The sequence below is a fragment of the Rhodopirellula sp. MGV genome (assembly GCF_002251265.1).
In the GTDB taxonomy this organism is placed as follows: Bacteria; Planctomycetota; Planctomycetia; order Pirellulales; family Pirellulaceae; genus Stieleria; species Stieleria baltica_A.
On the sequence record NZ_NPDI01000029.1, the window covers coordinates 34,268 to 55,303 of the forward strand.

The window sequence follows — 21,036 nt, forward strand, 5'->3', positions numbered from 1 at the left end:
ATGAACGTAGCTCACCAGGCACTTCGCCATCGCGGCGATTTGGAGGTTTATCGTCAAGATCGCCAGCGGCACAATCGCTGGGTGATCAAAGACCCAATTTCACTTCGCTATTTCGAATTTAGCGAAGAGGAATTCTTTATCTTTCGCCATTTGGATGGCAAGGCGACCTATCGCGAAATCAGGGCCTGTTTTGAAGACGCATTTGTCGCGCGGCAGATCACTGTGGAAGCGATTCAAGCGTTTGCGGAACGACTTCACCAAAACGGCTTGATGTTAGCTCGTCGCAATGGGCAGGGCGACCGACTACTGGAGCGACATCGGAGCCAGCGGCGGAAACGGTTGATAGCCGCTATGGCCAATCCACTTGGAATCCGCTTCCCCGGTGTCGATCCGAAAGCGTTGCTGGACCGAATAACGCCTTGGTTGGGTTGGCTGTTCAGTGCCGGTTGCGCGTGGGGCATTGCCGGGGCTGCCAGCATCAGCGCGATGCTGTTGGCTTTCCATTGGGACCTGGCAACGGAGCGATTGCCAGCGATCGATGCGTTCCTCTCGCCACTGAATGTGATTTTGTTGGCCATGGTTTTGGCGGGGACAAAAATCATTCATGAACTTGCCCACGCGGTGGCTTGTCGCCGATTCGGAGCCAAGTGCCACGAGATCGGAGTGATGTTGCTCGTCTTCACACCATGTTTGTATTGCGATGTAACGGATAGTTGGACGTTGCGGAATCGATGGCATCGCATTGCAATTTCCTCAGCCGGAATCTTCGCAGAACTATCGCTTGCTGTTCTGTGCGGTTGGCTTTGGTGGTTTACCTCGCCAAGCTTGGCCAACACGATTCTATTCAACGTAATGGTGGTCTGTTCGGTTGGCACAATCTTGATCAATGGGAATCCGTTGCTGCGTTACGACGGCTATTTCGTCTTTTCTGACTTCGTTGATGTTCCTAACTTGTGGCAACGTTCAGGGTTGGTATTGCGCGGCATTTGGCATTGGTGTTTGACCGGCCGTGGCGGAGTACACGCAATCCGACGGCGTGTCGGCGAATCGGTGTCGCTAAGTTTGCTTGGACTTTATGCGACGGCATCGGCGATCTATCGCGGCGTGGTGTTGGTCTCCATTCTGTTGTTGATCCACCACGCGCTCGTGCCCGCCGGATTTCATGTCGTGGCTTATGCGATGGAGTTGGTGATTGTTTCGGGACTGCTGCTACGTCCCTTGGTTTCAATTGGCAGGAGTCTGAAGAATCCGATGTTCCGTCAACAGATCAAAGCAACGCGGTTAACGATGATTTTGCTGTTGCTCGGCGTCTGTATTGTGACCGTGATTGTTGTCCCGTTCCCAATACGCGTCTCGGCTCCTGTCGTCGTGCAGGCAAAGGATGCTCGTCAGATTTATGTGACGGTACCAGGGACATTGGAGTCCAGCGTTGCTGTTGGTGAACGCGTTCAACAGGGTGAGCTGTTGGCAACGTTGGAAAACCTCGACTTGGACAAGCAGATTGAACAAGTGCGTAGCGAAATCGCGCTGCAGGAAATTCGTTTGCAGAACTTGCACTCACTTCGAAATGAAAGCCAAGACATCGCCGCGCAGATACCGCTCGCAAATCAAGTCTTGCTTGACCTCCAGTCTCAATTGCGTCAGCGATTGACTGACAAAGAAGCGTTGCGTCTAGTCGCTCCCCGCGATGGCATCGTGTTTCCGGCACCTTCGCAAAAGGAAACGATTGCCGATCAATTGCAATTGATCAGTTGGCAGGGAAGGCCGACTGATGGTGAAAATCGAGGCAGCTTTTTGTCGAGACAAACTCTGTTTTGTCTTGTCGCGTCGCCTGAGGAATATGAGGTGATCGCATATGTTGGAGAGGACGATGTCGCGCTGGTCGAGTCTGGGCAGAGCGTCGATTTGAGTTTGCAGAGTTCCCGAGGGGAAGTTGTTCGTGGAACCGTGAAAACAATTGCACGAATCAATGTGGATCAAGTCCCAGCGGAATTGACAATCGACAAGTGGGTGCCGAGCGTTGAACAGTCACAGGCATCCGCCGTTCCACTGCAACCGACATACAAGGTCTCGATCGTTGTCGATGACGAGACGTCGGCATTGCTTGTCGGAGGCCGCGGCATAGCGAGAATTGGTGTTTCGCCACGAACGCTATCGAGTATTTTTGATCAAGCGGTTCGATCTGCGTTTAACGAATCGCTTTGATTGTTCGCATCCAATAGGGCTGATGGAATCCGCTCGTCTGTCGTTGCCAAGGTGGATCGAGTGCCATACTGACCGGTAATAGACTTGTTTTCCATGCGAAATTGGCGGCGCTTTGAACCGCGGGGGCACGATTGACGCAAGCGGTGGCCATCCCGTAACGTTCCAAGTACGGATCTTCAAAATACAATGGGTAATGGCAGAAGCTCGCTCCCCACATGAAGTCTTTGAGCCCCAAGTCGCAATCGCAGAGATACGGTGCCGAAACAGTCGAGTCGATTTCGGGGAGTCCACTGGTGTCTTCAGGCAGATCTTTCGCTGAGACCAAGATCCGGGTTTCCGTACGAACGGCTCTAGGACGAATGTCCAACCAGGTGGCGTTTGCACTGGAAGCCGGTACGCTGCCGGTCGAAACCTCGTCGATGATGTTTTGGGACGATGGCACGACTTCGATGGCCGTCGAAAACGGTGTCGATTGATCCGGGGGCCCTACGGCATCTTTGTGGAGCAGATCTGCGAATGACGGATCGTCGTTAGCTGTTACGGGTTGGTACGTCCCAGCACCAGCAATAACGACTAGCAGCAACTGTATCACGCGACGTCGGCATCGCTCGGAAAAACGGCCATTGTCGTATCGTTGTTCGCCATTGAATTGCATCTTCACGTCCATGTTTTGGAGGCATCGGCTGCAAGATACGATTCGACTTGCCTAAGCAAAAAGTCTTGTGATTTACAGAGTGCGATTGTGAACCGCAGAATCGGCACGACCCGAAGAGCTCGGCTAACAGGAATTGTTTCCGAGCGGGTTGGGGGTGGTAAGACGTAAAGGTTGGCAAATCTGCGCGGCCAGATCCGAAAATCTGACGAGGGAACGTGTGCGGTGGGACGCTGCCAAATCCGCGTTCGCCAAGCAACCGAACCACGGAGTGATCGGGCAGATTCAGTTGGCCAACGTGTCACGGACGATTGAAGGCTTCAGTGGGATGGAACGTATCGATTTGCACCTCCTGATTGCTTTGAGCATCCCAATATGCCGACTCGCACATTTTTGGACTGGATCAAGGGCCGTCGCGCCAATGTTCAAAGAAGACGAGAACGTTTGGCGATCGAGTTGGGGGTGATGCAACTGGAGACACGGCGTGTGCTGAACGCCGACGGCGTGCTTTCCGAGTTGGTCATTGATGCGGGACAAGACGCAGACGATGGGCATGCCGATGTCTATCAGATTGACGTTCATGAATCGACCATCGATGTGCGGGTCAACGGACAAAGTCGAGAGACGCGGTCGATTGATGACATCGCAAAAATTCGCATCGTCGGTTCAGGTGATAGCGATCATGTGCAAATTAACTACCACGACGCGATAGGGCGTTTGATCGATTTCGAAATCGATGGCCATGGCGGTGCAGATCAGGTGTCGTTGGCAGGCGAGCAGCAATTCGACGAATTGATCGCCGCGATCAGCGGTCGAAACGCTTTTGACGCAACCCTGCGACACGATGGCACAACGTCGGAGATGGTCATTCGAAACGTTGAACAGATCGAGCAGGCTTTGGATGTCGCCGAAATCCTGGTCAGTCTGCAAGCGGATGATCTGGAGGTGAATTTGCAAATCGCCGAGCGTTTGGGAGACTCAAACATTCTGACATTTGGTGCTTCACTCGACGCAGGATCACAGTCCACGGATCAGTTGCGTTACCAATTCGATTCGCCTTCGGCAGCCTTTTCACTCGACACCGTTGATCAACAAGGATCAGGCAACGAAGTATTCCTGCACGGTGGAGAAGGATGGGGGCAAGCTGATTTTCGGATCCTGGGCGATGCGTCCGACACAGTCCATGGCGACGGCGTCTTTCGATTTTCGGGAGACAATTTCGATGTGGCTTCCGGAAAAATCGTCTGGGCCGGTAGTTTGCAAACCGATCGGGCGTCAATTGCGTTTCATGCGAGTCAGTCGCTTACATTGGTTGAGTCCAGTCATCTTTCTGGCGTGGGGAGTTCACTGGACCTCGTCGGTGCGAGAGTCCTTCACGAAGGACAGCTTCACTTCGAAGGTGGTGTTGTCAGTATCGATAGCTTGGACTCCGGCACCACGATTATCCGAGGCACAATCGATGTCTCTGATCAAAGCGTTGGCGGTATTGGTGGCCAAATACGGGTGACTGGACAAGCTGTCGGCTTGTTCGACAACGCAACACTGTTGGCTTCGGGACACTCCGGTGGAGGTCAAATTCTGATCGGTGGCGACTACCAAGGTCAGGGGGAAACGATTGCCAATGCCGAACGCACGTTCGTCGCGACAAACGTTGCGATCCGTGCCGACGCGATTCACCAAGGTCAGGGTGGAAAGGTCATCGTGTGGGCGAACGACTGGACGCGATACTACGGCCAAATTTCTGCTCGTGGCGGCCAGATCTCAGGCGATGGTGGCTTCGTCGAAGTCTCTGGACGCGAAGCTCTGGCATTCTACGGTGGTGTTGATGTAGCGTCGCCGAGTGGCCAGATGGGCAGATTGTTGCTTGACCCGATGACTGTCACGATTGTTAACGCTGGCAGCGATGATGCCGAACTCAGTGACTCAGAAATCTTGAGTGGTGATTCGTCGAGCAGCAACTTCGATATTTCGGCGTCAGCGATCTCGGACGTTGCCGGATTGGTTACGATCCAAGCGTCACGCGATATCTTCGTCAACGAAGCGATCAGTCTGTCGAACGCATCGCTCGCGTTTCAAGCCGGACGTCACATCGATGTGAACGCGAATATCACAGTGGGCGGTGACCTATACCTCGAAGCAGACTCCGTTCATGTTGCTTCCAATGGTACAGGCGATTTAACGATCGCGGCTGGCGTAACGATCGCAGCACCAAACGGAGAAATCAATTTGCTCGCGGCCGGATTTTCATTCGACGCGACGGCGGTTGTCGGTTCGGGGGCTACCAATATCAACCTCGCGACATCCAGCGGTGACTCGCTGACAGTTGGCAGTGACATTGATGTGACTTCGTTGGGGACAATCGCAACGACCGGAACGCTGACACTGGGGCAAGCGACGACCGCAGGTGACAATCGTCTGGCTGTGAACCGGCAAACGACCGTAGTCAGCAGCTTGGTAATCGATTCTGCGTGGTCCGTGGTCGCGTCAAATGCCGGAACACTTTCATTGGTTGGCAACAACGGAATCACATTCGATGCGTCATTGACTTCCAATCAAGCGATCACGATGAACGCTGACGCGGACGTTGATGGAGTGGGGACGGTCGAGATCAGCTCGACGCAGGCAGTAAATTCAACGGATCATTTGGTTTCGATCACTGCCGCGGACCTTGATTTCCAAGGAGACTTGATCGCAGGCACCGCAGCGGTGTCCATCAATGAATCTTTCGCGGCAGGAATACTCGTTGGCGGGAACAGTGGATCAGGGCAAATGGTTCTCGGCGCCAGCGAACTCGGCCGTATTGCTGCGACTGGTTTGACTCTGCAGACGGGCGGCGCAATAACCGTCGCCGCGATCGCGAGCACCGATAGTGACCAAATATTGGGCGTTGTGACGCTTTCCTCCGGTACCAGTACGACCTTCAATAGCCAATCGTCTTTCAATGCTCTGGATGTTCGAGCCGTCGATGGTATCGCGATCAATGCCAATGTTTCGACTCAGGTTGGTGATCTTGATCTTGATGCGGATTTCGATAACGCAACGTCCGGTACTCTGCAAATTGCGGATGGTATCCAGCTTGATTCGGCGGGTGCGTTGTCTTTGTATGCGACGACAGGAGGAATCAGCGCCGCTGGTGATTGGACGTTAAATGCGAATTCTGGAGTAACTCTTGGCGATGCGGTTAGTAGCAGTGGTGCTTTAACGATCGACGCCGATTTTGACGATGACGGAATCGGGACCGCAACGATTTCGGATACATTGTCTACATCCGATCAGTCCGTCGAGATCACGGCGAATGACTTGGTCATTGTTGGCGCGGTCGGTCTAGGCGCGGGTGATTTGATGGTACGTGGTTCCACTGGGACATCAATCGGGCTAGGGTCTGCGACAGTCGCTGGTGGAATGCAGATCTCGGATGCCGAACTGGGGCTAATCACGGCGGACGACTTCATCGTTCAAAGCGACAGCAGTATTCAAGTTGCAGGAGTCAGTTCGTTAACCAACTTGTCTGGATCCGCTCGGCTATTGGCAAACGGGGCCACATCGACCGTGGTTTTCGGCGCTTCCGCATCCAGTTTTGAAACGTTGGTAGTCGATGCCAACGACGGGATCACTTTCAACGGCAATGTCACGACCACAATAGGTAGCATGACGTTGCGATCCGACAATGATGGCGACGAGATCGGTACTGTGACAGTTGTGGCAGGAGCAGCCGTTACGTCAGCAACCGAGATTCAGATCACCGCCGAAGACATTGACTTACAAGGAACTGTATCAAGTACAGGTGCTACTTCGATCGATGACGCTGGTGGGATTACCAGTGGAATCGCGATTGGCTCGGCAAGCATTGCTGGTGGCCTGAACCTTTCGGGAGCAGAGCTACAAGCGATTTCCGCTTCGGCATTGACGCTGTCAACGGGTGGTGATCTCGATATCGGATTGATCACCGCGGCACAGAGCAACGGTGTCTCCGGAACGCTCACGCTCAATAGCGACGGTCGCGTGACGGTGGAGTCGGCTGGTGCAGTCTTCAACTCGCTCGCAATCAATGCGAACGCTGGTGTCGCAATCGACGGTAATCTTTCGACGGATACAGGAGACCTGACCATTGATGGCGATACCGACCTCATTGACGACGGCGCCGGTGTCGATGCGATTTTGATTGCCGATGGGGTACAAATCAGCTCGACTGGAATCCTGACACTTGATGCCGATGGTGATGCAATCACAGGTGCTGGAAGCGTTCAGCTAGTCGCCGCAGACGGAATCTCCATCAACGATTCGCTTACGACATCGGGCGATCTCACGATCAATGCTGATAGCGATGCGGGGGACCAAGTCGGTGAGTTTACTCTTGCCGCGTCTGCATCAATCACGACTTCGAACAACACGCTCAACTTGACTGCCAATGATGTCGTTCTATCGGGGACGATCAATACCGGTACGGGGAGTTTGCTGTTGGTTGATTCCGATGGGTCTGGAGTGGCCCTTGGTACCGCAACCGTTCTTAACGGTCTGAATCTCACGGGGGCTGAACTGCAAGCGATCAGCACCGCTTTCTTGCGTTTGACCTCGACTGGCGGTATTGAAAGTTCGCAGGTCACGGCAGCGAATACCGCGACGATTAGTTCAGCGCAGATGGTAGCGGGAGGATCCGTAACCTTTTCAGGGGAAACGTCGTTTCAAACTCTTGACGTTCGAGCCGATGGCGGCGTAGCGGTTTCAGCTGATGTGACGACCAGTAGTGGCGATCTTCTGATCGACGGCGATTTTGACGATGTTGGCGGCCACCAAATCAGTTTCGCCGATGGAATACAACTGAGTTCCGCCGGTTTGATTCAACTGTCGGCGACCTCGGGCGGAATGGTCGGCTCAGGAGATCTGACGTTTCATGCAGCATCCGGGGTCACCATTGAATCTTCGCTGACGGTGACTGGGACGCTGCAAATTGATGCGGATAGCGACACGCTTTTAACAGCAGGTGCTCTCACAGTTGATGCGAGTGCTATTGTTTCGTCCTCGGGAACCATGACGATTCGGGCTGACGAGTTGTTCGTCAACGGCAGCCTGAGCAGTGGTAGCGCCGCGATGGTAATCAACGAATCAGAGGGAAATGGAATCGGACTCGGCGATACCGCATCCGGTGGTGTCGACATTAGCAATAGTGAGCTGTCCCGGTTCACGGCGAGCGAATTGCAACTCAATACAGACGGATCAATCACGGTCGACAATGTCAGTCAGCCGGCAAGTATTTCCGGATCAGTGAGTTTGGATGCCGGGGCTGAAATTCAATTTATCAACACCGCAACAACGTTTCGAACGTTGTTGGCTAGTGCAGATGACCGGATCACCGTTGACGTTGATTTAACGACGACGGTCGGTTCACTGACATTGATTGCAGACGCGGACCTCGCCGCTGATGTTAACGATGACATACAAATAGCCGCAGGTGTGACACTTACTTCGGCCGGTGCGATCTCTTTGGCGGCTGATACGGGAGCGATCTTCGCGGCTGGTGACTTGGATTTGCTCGCCGATGATGGTGTGACCGTGACCGATTCATTGACAGCGATTGGAGCGTTGACAATCGATGCTGATCGGGATGCGAATGATGATCTAGGAACGTTTGCAGTCGGCTCGGGAGCAGTCGTGACTTCAACGACATCCCATATGATTCAGATTACGGCGAACGACTTGGACTTAGCCGGAACACTTGGCGATGCCAGCACGACGTTGACGATTACCGACTCGGATGATGACGGAATCGGGCTCGGCGATGCCGTTTCTTCCGGGATCAACTTCAGCGGCGCGGAGTTGGCTTCCTTGATTGTCAATCACCTCACGTTGACGACTGGTGGGGCGATCTTGGTCGAGAACGTCGCGGCTGCGGACTCCAATTCTATTGGCGGGCTGTTAACGCTAAACAGCGGCGGATCGGTCAGCTTTTCGGGTGACTCGGTGTTTAACGCGATCGATGTGCGTGCGGATGATGGGGTTTTGATTCATGGAGATCTGACGACAGACTTGGGGCAGATTCGAATCGATGGTGATGCAAACACATCAGCGGATAGTGTCGACCAAATTCGTATTGCCGATGGTGTGCAGATCCAATCTGCGACAAACCTGCACTTGTTATCGACAACCGGAGGCCTCGTTGGACTTGGCGGCGTCGATCTGTTGGCAACAAACGGGATTGTGCTTGAAGACGCGTTCAGCGGAGCCGGAACGCTTACGATCGACGCGGATTCCGATGATAACGGTTCAGGCACGATTCAAGCTTTGTCTTCGATTGCGACATCCAATTCGGCGATTGATATCACTGCCGCAGACTTGGACTTTCAGAGCACTGTGTCGGCCGGCTCGGGGGCATTGACGCTTCGCGACTCGTCAGGAGTTGGCTTTTCCGTGGGCGCTAATCTGCTGCCCGGCACGATCGGATTGGGCAATACAGAACTTGCACAATTCACCGCCGGAGATTTAACGCTGCGCACCAGTGGGGATATCGTTGCCGACCAAGTGAGCGTCCCGGCGACGATCACCGGGACAGTAACGCTGACGGCGGATGGTGCGAACTCGACCGTAACGTTCCAGAACGGTGCCTCAAGTTTTGTCGGTTTGGCGATCAACGCCAGTGACGGTGTCGTGTTGAATGCTTCCGTTTCGACGACACAAGTAATTGCGATCAACGCGGATACGGATGCTGGTGATGGGATTGGGACGTTTACAATTGGTGTTCTTGGTGGATTGAATTCTACCGGACAAGACATTGCGATTACTGCTGACAGTATCGAGCTCCAAGGCAATCTTGACGCCGGGGCAGGCGACGTTTTGTTGGTCGATTCTGATGGATCCGGAATCGGACTTGGCGACACCAGCGTCGGGTTTGATGTGAGCGGAAGTGAGCTCCAGCTGACGGTTGCCAATAATCTCGAATTGCGGACGTCAGGTGCGATGGTGGTTGATCGGATCACTGCCGCGAATAGCAATGGAATTGCTGGACTGCTCACTCTGAATGCCGGTGGATCAATCACGTTTACGAACAACGGCGCGATTTTCAATTCATTGCAGGCAAGCGGAAATGGCATTTCCATTGCAGGCTTACTTTCAACAGATGTTGGCGACCTCACGATCGACGGCGATGCAAATAATTCCGGCGGCGACAGTTTGACCTTTGCCGCGGGAGCTTCTGTCCAATCTGCAGGAACACTGACCATTGCGGCAACAACTGGTGGAATCAATTCGACGGGCGCGTTGACATTGATTGCTGCCGACGGGATTAACATCGAAGATGATCTGACGACGCTGGGGGCGTTGGTTCTGAACGCTGACAGCGATGTTGATTTGGATGCCGGAACACTTCACGTCGCCGCAGGTGCAGCGATCGTGACGAACAATTCTGCTTTGACAATCATTGCCGCCGATTTGGATATTCAAGGAAGCTTCAATAGCGGGACAGCTTCGACGACGATTCAAAACTCCGATGGTGACGATATCGGTTTGGGATCAACCAGCCTGGTTGGTGGTATGAACCTGAGCACGAGTGATCTGCAGGACTTCACCACCAATGGGCTGAATATCATTACTGCTGGGGATGTGATCGTCCAGGATTTCACGCAGTCTGGTACCGTCGGCGGTACCACGACGATTACAGCGACAAATGTTAGCTTCCTCGGTACGGCATCCAGTTTCCGTACCCTAGTAGTCAACGCTGACGACCAGATCTCAGTCTCGAGTGACCTCTCGACTGCTGATGGCGATTTGGCGTTGGTTGCCGACGCTGACTCGATAACGGATACGAACGACAATCTCGTGTTTGCTGACGGAGTTGTCGTTACCAGCAGTGGATTGCTGACGCTACAGGCTGATGGTGGCGGGATCGTAGGACAAGGGACGTTGACGTTGATTGGCGATGATGGCGTCACAATCAAAGATTCGCTTTCAACCCTGGGTGTGTTGACGATTGATGCCGATCGGGACAATTCAGGGCTAGGCACGTTGACGGTCGAAGCCGGCGTGACGGTTGATTCCAACAATCAAGCGATCAATCTGACCGTTGGCGAAATGACGATCGCCGGGGCGGTTAACAGTGGAACTGCAACCATCAGCATCGAAGACAGTGACGGTGGTGGAATTGGATTGGGCCAAGCAACTGTCGTCGGTGGTCTCAACTTGGCCGTTTCTGATTTCCAAAATATGACCGCCGGTGGGTTGGTGCTGACGACCACCGGCAACATCGTTGTGGATTCCATGTCGCAGCCGGCAACATTAGGCGGCACGACAGAATTGAACGCTATTGGAAACTCGTCGACGATCCAATTTACAGGCGGTGCATCGAGTTTTAACGAAGTCGCGGTCAACGCAAGTGACGGCGTGCAAGTGCAAGCAAGCCTAACTGCAACGATCGGAACACTCAGCATTGATGCGGACGTCGACGGTAGCGACGACATCGGAACCTTAACGGTCGATGCAGGAGTGGTGCTCTCGACCAACAACCAAGTGGTCACATTGGTTGCGGATGACATCGATTTGCAGGGCACTGTCAACAGTGGAACGGCTGGAACAGTTATCGAGGTATCTGATAACGATGTGCTGGGACTTGGCAGTGTGGTGTTGGCGGATGGCTTGACTTTTGACTCGACCGAAATGTCGCGAATCAGTTCAGGAGATTTGACGTTTCGTGCTCCCTCACGGATTCAGGTCGAAGCGTTTAGTCAACCAGCCACGGTTCAAGGCACGACATATCTGGAATCTGGAGGAGACGTTCAATTTATCAATCAATCGTCGTCGTTCGGGACGCTTTCTGTTTCAGCTGACGATCAAATCGTGATCAACGTCGACCTGACGACAACCGAAGGGGCAATGTCGTTGGATGGGGATGCTGATAGTGCGAGCGGCACAGCGAATTCGATCCTGATTGCTGATGGCGTCACATTGGCTGCTGCGACGTCGTTGACGCTTGCATCACAAACGGGCGGCGTCACGGTTTCCGGTGCAGCGCAATTTAGCTCCGATGATTCTATCCTGATCAATACGGATGTGATCGCAAATGGCGTGCTCTCAATTGATGCTGATGCTGACCAGGCCAACGGCGGTACGCTGACGGTGGCTTCGACCGGATCAATCACGTCCAACAATCAACTGATCCAGATTGTCGCGGACGATATCGTGGTTGATGGCACCATTGATTCGGGCACCGCCAATTTGTCGCTGACGGATTCTGATGGCACGGGAATCGGACTAGGGCTGGCAGCGGTTACCGGCGGCATGAATCTAAGCTCCGCCGAGTCAAACAATTTGACCGCTGGAGATCTCATCCTTAATACATCGGGAAATCTGACCGTCGATTCGTTTACGCAAGGCGGCAATATCAGTGGCTTCTTTGATTTACAGGTCACCGGTAACGGCTCGCGAGTCACGTTTAGCGGTGGCGATTCGACGTTCAACCGTTTGAATGTTTCTTCAACGGACGGCGTGGTAATCTCGAGCAATTTGAGTTCACTTCTGGGAGACTTGTCGTTCAATGCTGACAGTGATCCCGGCGATGGTCAGGGAACTTTCACCGTCTCCTCGACAGGGGCCATCGATTCGAACGATCACAATATCGTGATCACCGCGAACAACGCGACGGTTCAAGGAACCATCGATGCGGGCACTGGATCGATCACATTCGTCGATTCTGATGGAAGTGGTGTCCGTCTTGGATCAGGCGGCATTCCAGGAATGTTGATCCTGGGGCAAGCGGAGGTGAATCGACTGATCACGAGTGAATTGGTCGTTCAATCGTCGAATCGAATTGAAGTGGCCGGGCTGATACAGAATGCTTCCACTGCGGACACGACTCGATTGGTATCGGGGCGCTACGTCCAGTTTTTGACCGCCGAGAGTTCCTTCAACCAGTTGCGCGTTGATGCCGATGACGGTGTCTATTTCGATGCGAATGTCACTACGACGGTTGGTGATTTGTATTTGGATTCGGATGCCAATGGCATCGCTGACGGAAATGATTCGGTCAATATCGCTGATGGAATACAGATCGCTTCAGCTGGTGACCTCGAATTTTCAACAACTTCCGGAAAAGTAACGGCGTTTGGGTCTGCATCGCTTCTCGCCGGCAATGATCTGATTCTTCAACAAGTCGTGACTGCTCAAGGGACGTTGACTTTACATGCTGATAGCGACGCCGATTCCAATGGTACTGTTCAGATCACTTCTGCCGCATCGGTAACGACGAACAACAACGCGCTGAACCTCATCGGTAACGACCTGGACTTACAAGGTACCGTGTCGTCGGGAACGGCAATCACGACGATCGAAGATTCCAATGGTGATGGAATCGGGGTCGGGGCTGCCGTGATTGCGGGTGGGATGCATGTTTCCAACACGGAACTTGGAAGCATTACCGCGGGCGGACTCACCATCAACAGCAGCGGCGATATCGAAGTAAACGGTGCGGTTCAGCCTGTTTCAATTACTGGTGGCCTAAATCTCAATGCAGGGCAAACGATTTCGTTTCTAAATACGTCGCCGGTTTGGGAGTCGATTAGCGCTTCGGCAGACAACGGTTTAAATGTCAATGTCGACCTGACGACAACAGGGGGTTCGTTGGTTCTGGATTCCGATGCGGATGACTCAGGTGTAGGCACGCTTAACATCGCGTTTGGGGTACAGCTTACATCTTCGGATCAAATTCGCCTGGACGGTGCTTTGATTCAAGGCAATGGCGGTTTGGTAATACGTGCTGCTGACGGCGTACAAATCGTTGGCGATTTCCAAACTGGCGGAACCTTGACCGTCAACGCCGACACCGACTCGGGGGACAACAGCGGAACATTTACGATTTCTGCGACAGGCAGTCTCACGAGTTCAAATCAGTCGCTTACGATCACGGCAAACGATGTAAATCTTCTTGGAGCGATCAATATCGGAACGGGAACGTTGCACGTCAATGATTCGGACGGGAGCGGAATTGGTTTGGGGAATGCCGTTGTCGCCAACGGGCTGAACCTTTCAGGTTCGGAACTAGAAAAGATTCAGGCGGGGGCGTTGGACCTAGCAACCTCCGGAAGCATTTATGTTAGCGGTGTAGCGGCAAGCGACACCGCCTTGATTGTTGGGCTTACGACACTTGATTCCGATGGCCAAATCAGTTTCTCAGGGAGCGGCTCCAGTTTTGACTCATTGGATGTACAGGCCGCCAATGGAATCTTGATCAACTCTGATCTAATCACGACTGGTGGCGACTTGTCGCTTGATGCAGACACCAACAACACCGTTGATGGTGTCGATGCTGTCCTCTTTGCGGCAGGGGTGACGGTTCAGTCAGCTGGGTCACTGTCGATGTCCGCCGATCAAGGCGGTTTAGTTGGAAGCGGTGCCCTTACCCTTCAGGCTGCTGACGGTATCACGATCAATCAAAGCCTGACGACTGCAGGGGCGCTAATCATCGATGCGGATACGGATGCTGGTGATGGCAATGGATTATTGACAATCGCTACCGGAATGGCGATCGATACGAACGGAAACGAATTGCAAATCACCGCTGACGACATTTCGTTCGGGGGAACGATCAATGTGGGGACCGCATCGGTGACGATTACCGAGTCGGAGGGAACCGGAATCGGGCTCGGAACTGGGGTCGTTGTAGGCGGGATGAACCTTTCGCAATCCGAATGGGATGCGATTCAGGCAGGAAACCTGTCGCTGATTTCTACTGGAGGTTTTGTCGTCAGTGGGATCAACCAGTCTAGCAATCTCAGCGGTACGATTTCGCTATCCGACAACGGCGGAACGGCAGATGTCGCTTTCCAGTCCACCGCATCAACATTTCGAGATTTGAGTGTCAATGTGGGCGGAGATATCTCTGTCGACACCTCTGTCGAATCGGTGTTGGGCAACTTAGTTTTCGTTTCTGGAGGTTCGTTTACAACTTCCAGTAGCGGCCAAGTGCTGGGGATTGGTGGACGCACATTGGTTTCCGTCACTGCCGCGTCCGCTACGATCGCAAGCGGATCTTCTGGAGACGAAAGTTTGCGAAATAGGGACGAGGGAGTTGTCGTTCTTACCACGACCTCAGGAGACATTGATCTTGGCGACCATGCCGTCGGGAGTGATTTGGGAGCGATCGCGATATCGTCGGCGGCGAACATCAACGAAACATCGAACAATCAAACGGCAAACATTACGACCGCTGGTTCAGTCTTTCTAAGTGCGGTCGGTGCGATAGGTGCAACAGCAGGAGCAGACTTGTCCGGGAATGGGGCACTTGATGTTTCGAGCAGCTACTTGACAGCGCACAGTTCTGGTGTGGGAGGAGTCTTTGTCCGTGTAGGTCGAGCAGTCAACTTGGGTGGCGCATCAGCCGCAAGCGGATCGGTCGAAGTCCTTTCCGCCGATGCGATGAATGTGCTTGGGGCGGTAAGCGCAGGGGGAAGTGGGGATGTGGTTTTGCAGGCACTTTCAATGATCATCGTTGATGATGGCGATATCTCGAGTGCCGCAGGAACAATCGACATCACGGCAACGACAGCAGGTGGGTTGCTGGTCACCGATGGTGCAGTGTTTTCGACCAACCAGGGGAGCTTCAGCGGCAAGCTAGTGAATGCATCGGATCCTTTTGCGGGATCCACTGATATCGGTGACGCGTTAACAGACTCCAATCGCATCGCGCAAATCGATTTTGTAATCGTTGACCCTTACGCGACTGGCATCGATGTCCAAATCAATTGGCAAGAAGGCGATCCCTTAGGGCCGCAGACATCTTCGCCGCCGGGCGATCCAAGAACGCAGATTATTCAGTCGACGATCTCGCCAGCGTACGGTAGTTCGGTGTTCGCACATAACTACGAAAATGCACCCGACCCATCGAACCCGTCAGCTGACATTAACGTCGAAATTGGGATCGTCGAGATTGCAAACGGAACGATCAACCTGACTAGCGGTGGAACGTCTGTCTTTGACGACGCTCGCTACGATTCACAAACGATTGTCTTGGCAGTCTCGTCGCCGATTTTGCCATTCTTCGTTTCGTTGCCGGGGGAGAGTCGACCCAGCGCAATCGTACAGCCGGCGGCAAACGTAACACGTGTGCTTGAACGTCAGAGGACATTTGTCACACAGACTGCCTTGGTGTTGACCAACTCGATTGGCACGGCCCAACAATCCGACCATCGATACTACGTTTTGCGGCTTGTCACGTTCGGATCGGAAGGCGAAGTCAAGATTATCAAAGAGAATCAGGAATATCGATTGCCCGATTTGGAGAACCCCGAGTCGGAGACCGGATTCGAGATCAGCCAATTGCCGGAGCTGTTCAAACGGCTGCCGGACGACCGGTATCGTGTCTACATGATTGAAGGCCAGACAGAGAGGTTGGTGCTCGACTTTGTGATCCGCGACGGGCAGCCGATTGAATCACAACAGCTAGACGCGGCGGAATCACAGCCAGGTCTTGGCTCGTCTGGCATTGAAACATCAGGCGAGACAGAGATGACTGATGATGAAAAAGACACGGACGCTGAGAAGGAAACGACAACTGCGATTGAGCGTCTTGGGAAAAGCCCATTCGTGGTTGCCGGAGGCATGATCTTGTCCAGCCACATGTTGTCTCACAAACGACGCCAAACCAATCGTTCCGTCGCATCCCATCCACTTCGTCGCATCGGCAGTACTTTGACGAACGCGAGGCAAGCACAATGACAATCATTTGTACCTATTGTGGCTCTGAATGCGGTGAGCGCGAACAAGAAAACGGTCGCTGTGGGAGCTGTGCGTGCTTCTTCACGGGGACCGAAGTCGTTCTCGATGATCCGGCACCGCCAAGTCCTACGCCAGCTCCGAAAGCAGCTGCGCCGAAACCTCCGATCAACGCTCCAAAATCCGAGCTAGCATCGTTGCTGGAATCGATGATGCCCGATGCCGATGAGGTACTTGGCGGATTCAATCCCAATACGGTCGAGCCTGATTTACCAGGTGTGGGTGAATCGAGTAGTGAGGGACTGATCCAGCCGAGGAAGTTGTCGCCACAGTATCGTAAACGGGTCGAACGGACCTGGCAGTCGACGTTTGGCGGGCCGATGATGTCGGCGGAAAGCACGCTGAACTCGGCATCGCCATCAATGGGCACCAAGAATGAATGCCCGACGCTAAGCATTGCGACCCGAAAGATTTTGCGGGCCGATCAAGCGGATCGCAAAGATATCCAAGGTGACTACGAATTAAAGGAAGTCATTGGCGAAGGCAGCATGGGACGCGTTTGGTCTGCGAAGCAAACGTCGCTCGACCGCAATGTTGCGGTCAAGGTGCCGATGGCTGAGCTCGCCGGTTCGGGAAGTGTTGGTGAAAGCCAATTCATTTCTGAAGTCGTCGTGACCGGACAGCTGGAACACCCCAACATCGTCCCAATTTATGAGTTGGGACGCGACGCAAATGGGTTGCCGTTCTATTCGATGAAGCACGTTCAGGGGCGAGCCTGGAACGAAACGATTCGTGAGAAGACGACTTCGGAGAACATCGAGATCTTGATGAAGGTCTGCGACGCGATTGCGTTCGCGCACGACCGAAACTTCCTTCACCGCGATATCAAACCACACAATGTCATGGTGGGTGAGTTCGGTGAAGTCTCGGTGATGGACTGGGGGATCGCTGTCGCGGTTGAACGTGATCCAGATAAACCCTGGGCGTCGGTTGCAACGGGGCCTGCGGGGACGCCCGCCTACATGGCGCCTGAAATGGCCGCGCACAATCCCTCGGAGCTGGGAGTCGTCAGTGATATCTATTTGCTCGGCGCCACGTTGTACGAGATCGTTTCCGGTACGCCGCCACACCCGAAAACAGGGGACACACGTGCGGCTTTGTTGGCAGCGGCTGCCAACGAGATTGTGCCAACGGCCAAAACGGGGGAACTGATCGATATTGCGCGTCGAGCGATGGCGACGAACCAAGTCGATCGCTACCAAACAGTGAAGGACTTTCAAGATGCGATTCGGGAGTACCAATCACACCGAGAGAGCATCAAGCTGTCCGAAAGCGCTCAAGAGCACTATCACAGCGCTGTCGAGGCGCAAAGCAGTGATGAGTTTGCCCGATGCCGCTTCGCGTATGAAGAAGCGCTACGATTGTGGGACGGAAACCACTCGGCCCGGCAGGGGCTGAAAATCGCGACGCTGGCCCATGCGAAGAACGCACTCGATCAAGAAAACTTTGAGTTGGGCATTTCGATTCTTGATGCGAATGATGCGAGCCATCGAGAGTTGTTGGTGTTGTTGGAGTCTCGTCGCGCGCAGCGTAGACGATTGTTGACCGTCTCCAAGATCGCAGCAGTCACGGCTGTCATCGCGATCCTGTCGGTCGTCGTCGTGACGTTCTATTCGTACGGAGAGCTCAAAGACAGCGCTGAAAAACTCGCATCGGAAAAAGAAGTTGCGGTGGAGCAACGGACCATCGCCCAGTCGAATGCAGAAGAGGCCCGGCGAGCGGAGAAGGCAGCTCGTGATGCCGAAACAAAAGCGAAATCGGCAGAACAGCTCGCGTTGGTTGCAAAGAATGAAGCTCGCGGCGCCGAAATGACGGCCCGGCAGGAAAAGAAACGCGCCGAGGAAGCCGCCTATGCATCCGAAATCGGACTAGCAGCCGAGTCGATACGTCGAAACGACTTCGAAAAGGCGAAACGGATTTTGGAAAAGATGGATCCGGCAAGCGGACAACCCGTCAATGAAGTCATGTCTCGACTTCGGCATCTTGAGTGGGGGCTACTACGCGACTCCGCTGCACCGGCAACGATGCATACCTTGATTTCGAACGTGCACGTCGAATCCGTGGCAAGTTCGCTTGACGGTTCTGTCATTGTCGCCGGAACGGATACGGGGCAGGTTTACTTCTGGCGAAACGGAAACCTCGCGGTTGAGACGCCAACATCCGAGCTGGACTTTGGTGCTTCGGTCACCGCGGTTTGCGTTTCAAAGGACGGATCCACCATTGCGGTTGCCGGGGTTGCCAAGTCAGCCGCAGCCGGTGCGGTCGATGAAAACGCGTTCGCGATCTCTGTCTTTTCTGCGGACAAGTTTAATGCAGACGATGTTGTGATGCGATTACAAGGTCACCAGGCCGCCGTGATGGGATTGGCGTTCGATAGCGATGGCAAACGATTGGTTTCTTGCGCGTCAGACCGAAAAGCCATCGTTTGGGACCTTAGCGACGGCAAGCCGGCCTCCGTGATGCGAGATCACTTGGAAAAGGACGTTTACGATGCAAATTTCTCCCCCGATGGAAAACGCGTTGTAACGGCCTGCGAGGATGGACGCGTTCGTGTTTGGGCGATCGACAACGGACGACAGGACGCGACTAAAATCCACGATTTTCGGGGACACGACGGCCCAGTGTATTGCGCCGCATTCAGCCTTGATGGGAACGCCGTTTTCTCCGGTGGCTATGATCGTCGGTTGTTGCGATGGGGCGTCTCGTCGTCGTCTACTGAATTAGCCGAACCGCTGCAATTGAAACTCGATGAGCGACTCGAAGGCGACGGAGACGCAATGAGTCAGGTCCAACAGATCGGTGACGATTCGGAGCAACATGCCGCGAGCATTCAGACATTAGCAGTTGGATTGGTCGATGGCCGCGAATGTATTCTGACCGGTGCGAATGACAATACCATCCGCGTGTGGACCGCGCCCGATAGGCAATGGACGTTGCAAAAAGTTTTGCGCGGGCACGGACGGTGGGTTCAGTCTTGTGTGTTCTCGGCAAACGGCAAGCAGGTCGTTTCCGGGGCCTTCGACGGAGTCAAACGATGGGATTGGCAACAGTACGAATTGCCACGAGAACTCTACCCGGTCGCCGAACAGCGACTTGGAAAGCATCCCAGCGAAATCGGATTGGCTGGTGTTGCTGATTCCAAGTACTCCGCAGACGGTCGATGGGTTGCGACTGCGTTCAACAGCGGGACCGTTGCCGTCTGGGATCTGTCGACCAACGATCGAACGGCGGGACAACTGTTGGGCGAAGGCCACGCATTGCTGACCGCAACCGGCAGGTTCTTCGACCACGGCAGCCAGCTTTTGACCGCGGCAGCTGACAATACCACTCGGATTTGGAACGTCGCTCGTGGGACCCAATCGACCGTCCTTCCCGGAACTGGATACCGTGGTGTTGCGGTCGCGGTTCGCCAACCCGACGCGAAACGAACGGTCGTCATCACGGGAAGCGATGATCGGTTGACGCCAGCAAAGCTATGGTTGCTCGCTGATGACCGTTCGGTCAACGTCGTACCGCTTTTGCAAGACCAGGCGGAATCATTGATTGAAGGTCAATCGCGAACAAGTCTCGCGAGCGCGTCGACGTCTGATTTGATGTCGGATTCTCAATTCCGGAGTTACCGACAACGGATACGGCAAATACCCGATGCGACTGTTGTTGCTTTGAGCGCGACGGGAGAGCGATTCGCCATCGGGGATGCGGTCGGACAATGTTTTGTATTCCGATTTGCCGCGGATGATAAAGTGCCAGAATTGATCGGGCAATTGACTCGCCAAGGTTCTGCCATCGCTGACATCGAATTTGTGCCAGGTACGCCCTTTGTGATTACTGCAGTCGAGGATGGGACGATACGCCAGTGGAACTCTGAAGACGGAACATCGGTAACGGAGTTCCCTGGTCTGGGCCCGTCACCGATTTGGACGTCTCAAACGATGGCCAGTATCTATTGGTTGGGCATGCCCCAATTCCTGGTCGCGACGATCCGATCGTGGAACGATTTGCAATCGCGCGATCGGAGCAAGAGAACTCGGATCAAGTCACGCAGTTGCTCCGTGTGTCGGAGGCCAACAGTGGCGACACGAAGCAGCGTCCGTCGGTTCAATCGGTACAGTTTATCGACAGTGGATCACGTGCTTTGGTCAGTTTGTTTTTTCCTGCGGGTGACCAGCAGGCGACAAGCGAATCACGATCACGACGAACGGGATACCAAATGGCGATTTGGGATATGGACCATCCGGGCGAGTCGCTGGAATGGATCCAGACGGCTGAAACGGGGGAAATCGCGATGGCTTCGTTCGAACGCGAGCATGGGCAATCGAGGCTTTTGGTTGTTGGCGGCAAAGGGGCGCGCCTTTGGGAATCCGATGTCGACCACGCAACTTCTTTTCAACAGTTAGCCAGAAGTTTTCGGCCGTCTGCGTCAGTCA

Annotated in this window: 4 protein-coding genes; 3 read left to right on the forward strand and 1 reads right to left on the reverse strand. The window is 54.0% G+C overall.

Going from position 1 to position 21,036, the window contains the following annotated elements:
* Positions 1-2,205: a site-2 protease family protein gene (locus tag CGZ80_RS10420; protein ID WP_094414069.1), complete on the forward strand. Its 2,205-nt coding sequence runs from the start codon at positions 1-3 to the stop codon at positions 2,203-2,205.
* On the opposite strand, the gene CGZ80_RS10425 is transcribed toward CGZ80_RS10420, so the two are convergent.
* Entirely contained in the window at positions 2,189-2,872 is a 684-nt protein-coding gene (locus CGZ80_RS10425) for a hypothetical protein (RefSeq protein WP_094414071.1), read from the reverse strand. The two genes, CGZ80_RS10420 and CGZ80_RS10425, sit on opposite strands and share 17 nt — an antisense overlap.
* A 450-nt stretch (positions 2,873-3,322) precedes the next feature.
* Between CGZ80_RS10425 and CGZ80_RS10430 the strand changes: the two genes are divergently transcribed.
* On the forward strand, positions 3,323-16,552 hold the full coding sequence (locus CGZ80_RS10430; RefSeq protein WP_143543846.1) for a beta strand repeat-containing protein: 13,230 nt from the start codon (positions 3,323-3,325) through the stop codon (positions 16,550-16,552).
* Positions 16,549-21,006 carry a WD40 repeat domain-containing serine/threonine protein kinase gene (locus CGZ80_RS10435; RefSeq protein WP_094414075.1) on the forward strand — a complete coding sequence of 1,486 codons (4,458 nt, stop codon included), beginning with the start codon at positions 16,549-16,551 and terminating at the stop codon, positions 21,004-21,006. The genes CGZ80_RS10430 and CGZ80_RS10435 overlap by 4 nt, the downstream gene beginning before the upstream one ends.
* Positions 21,007-21,036: the final 30 nt, after the last annotated feature.

Excerpts from the sequence above, each read along its gene's own strand:
- CGZ80_RS10420 (WP_094414069.1), top strand. The coding sequence starts at position 1 with ATGAACGTAGCTCACCAGGCACTTCGCCATCGCGGCGATTTGGAGGTT.
- CGZ80_RS10425 (WP_094414071.1), bottom strand. The coding sequence starts at position 2,872 with ATGGACGTGAAGATGCAATTCAATGGCGAACAACGATACGACAATGGC.
- CGZ80_RS10430 (WP_143543846.1), top strand. The coding sequence starts at position 3,323 with ATGCAACTGGAGACACGGCGTGTGCTGAACGCCGACGGCGTGCTTTCC.
- CGZ80_RS10435 (WP_094414075.1), top strand. The coding sequence starts at position 16,549 with ATGACAATCATTTGTACCTATTGTGGCTCTGAATGCGGTGAGCGCGAA.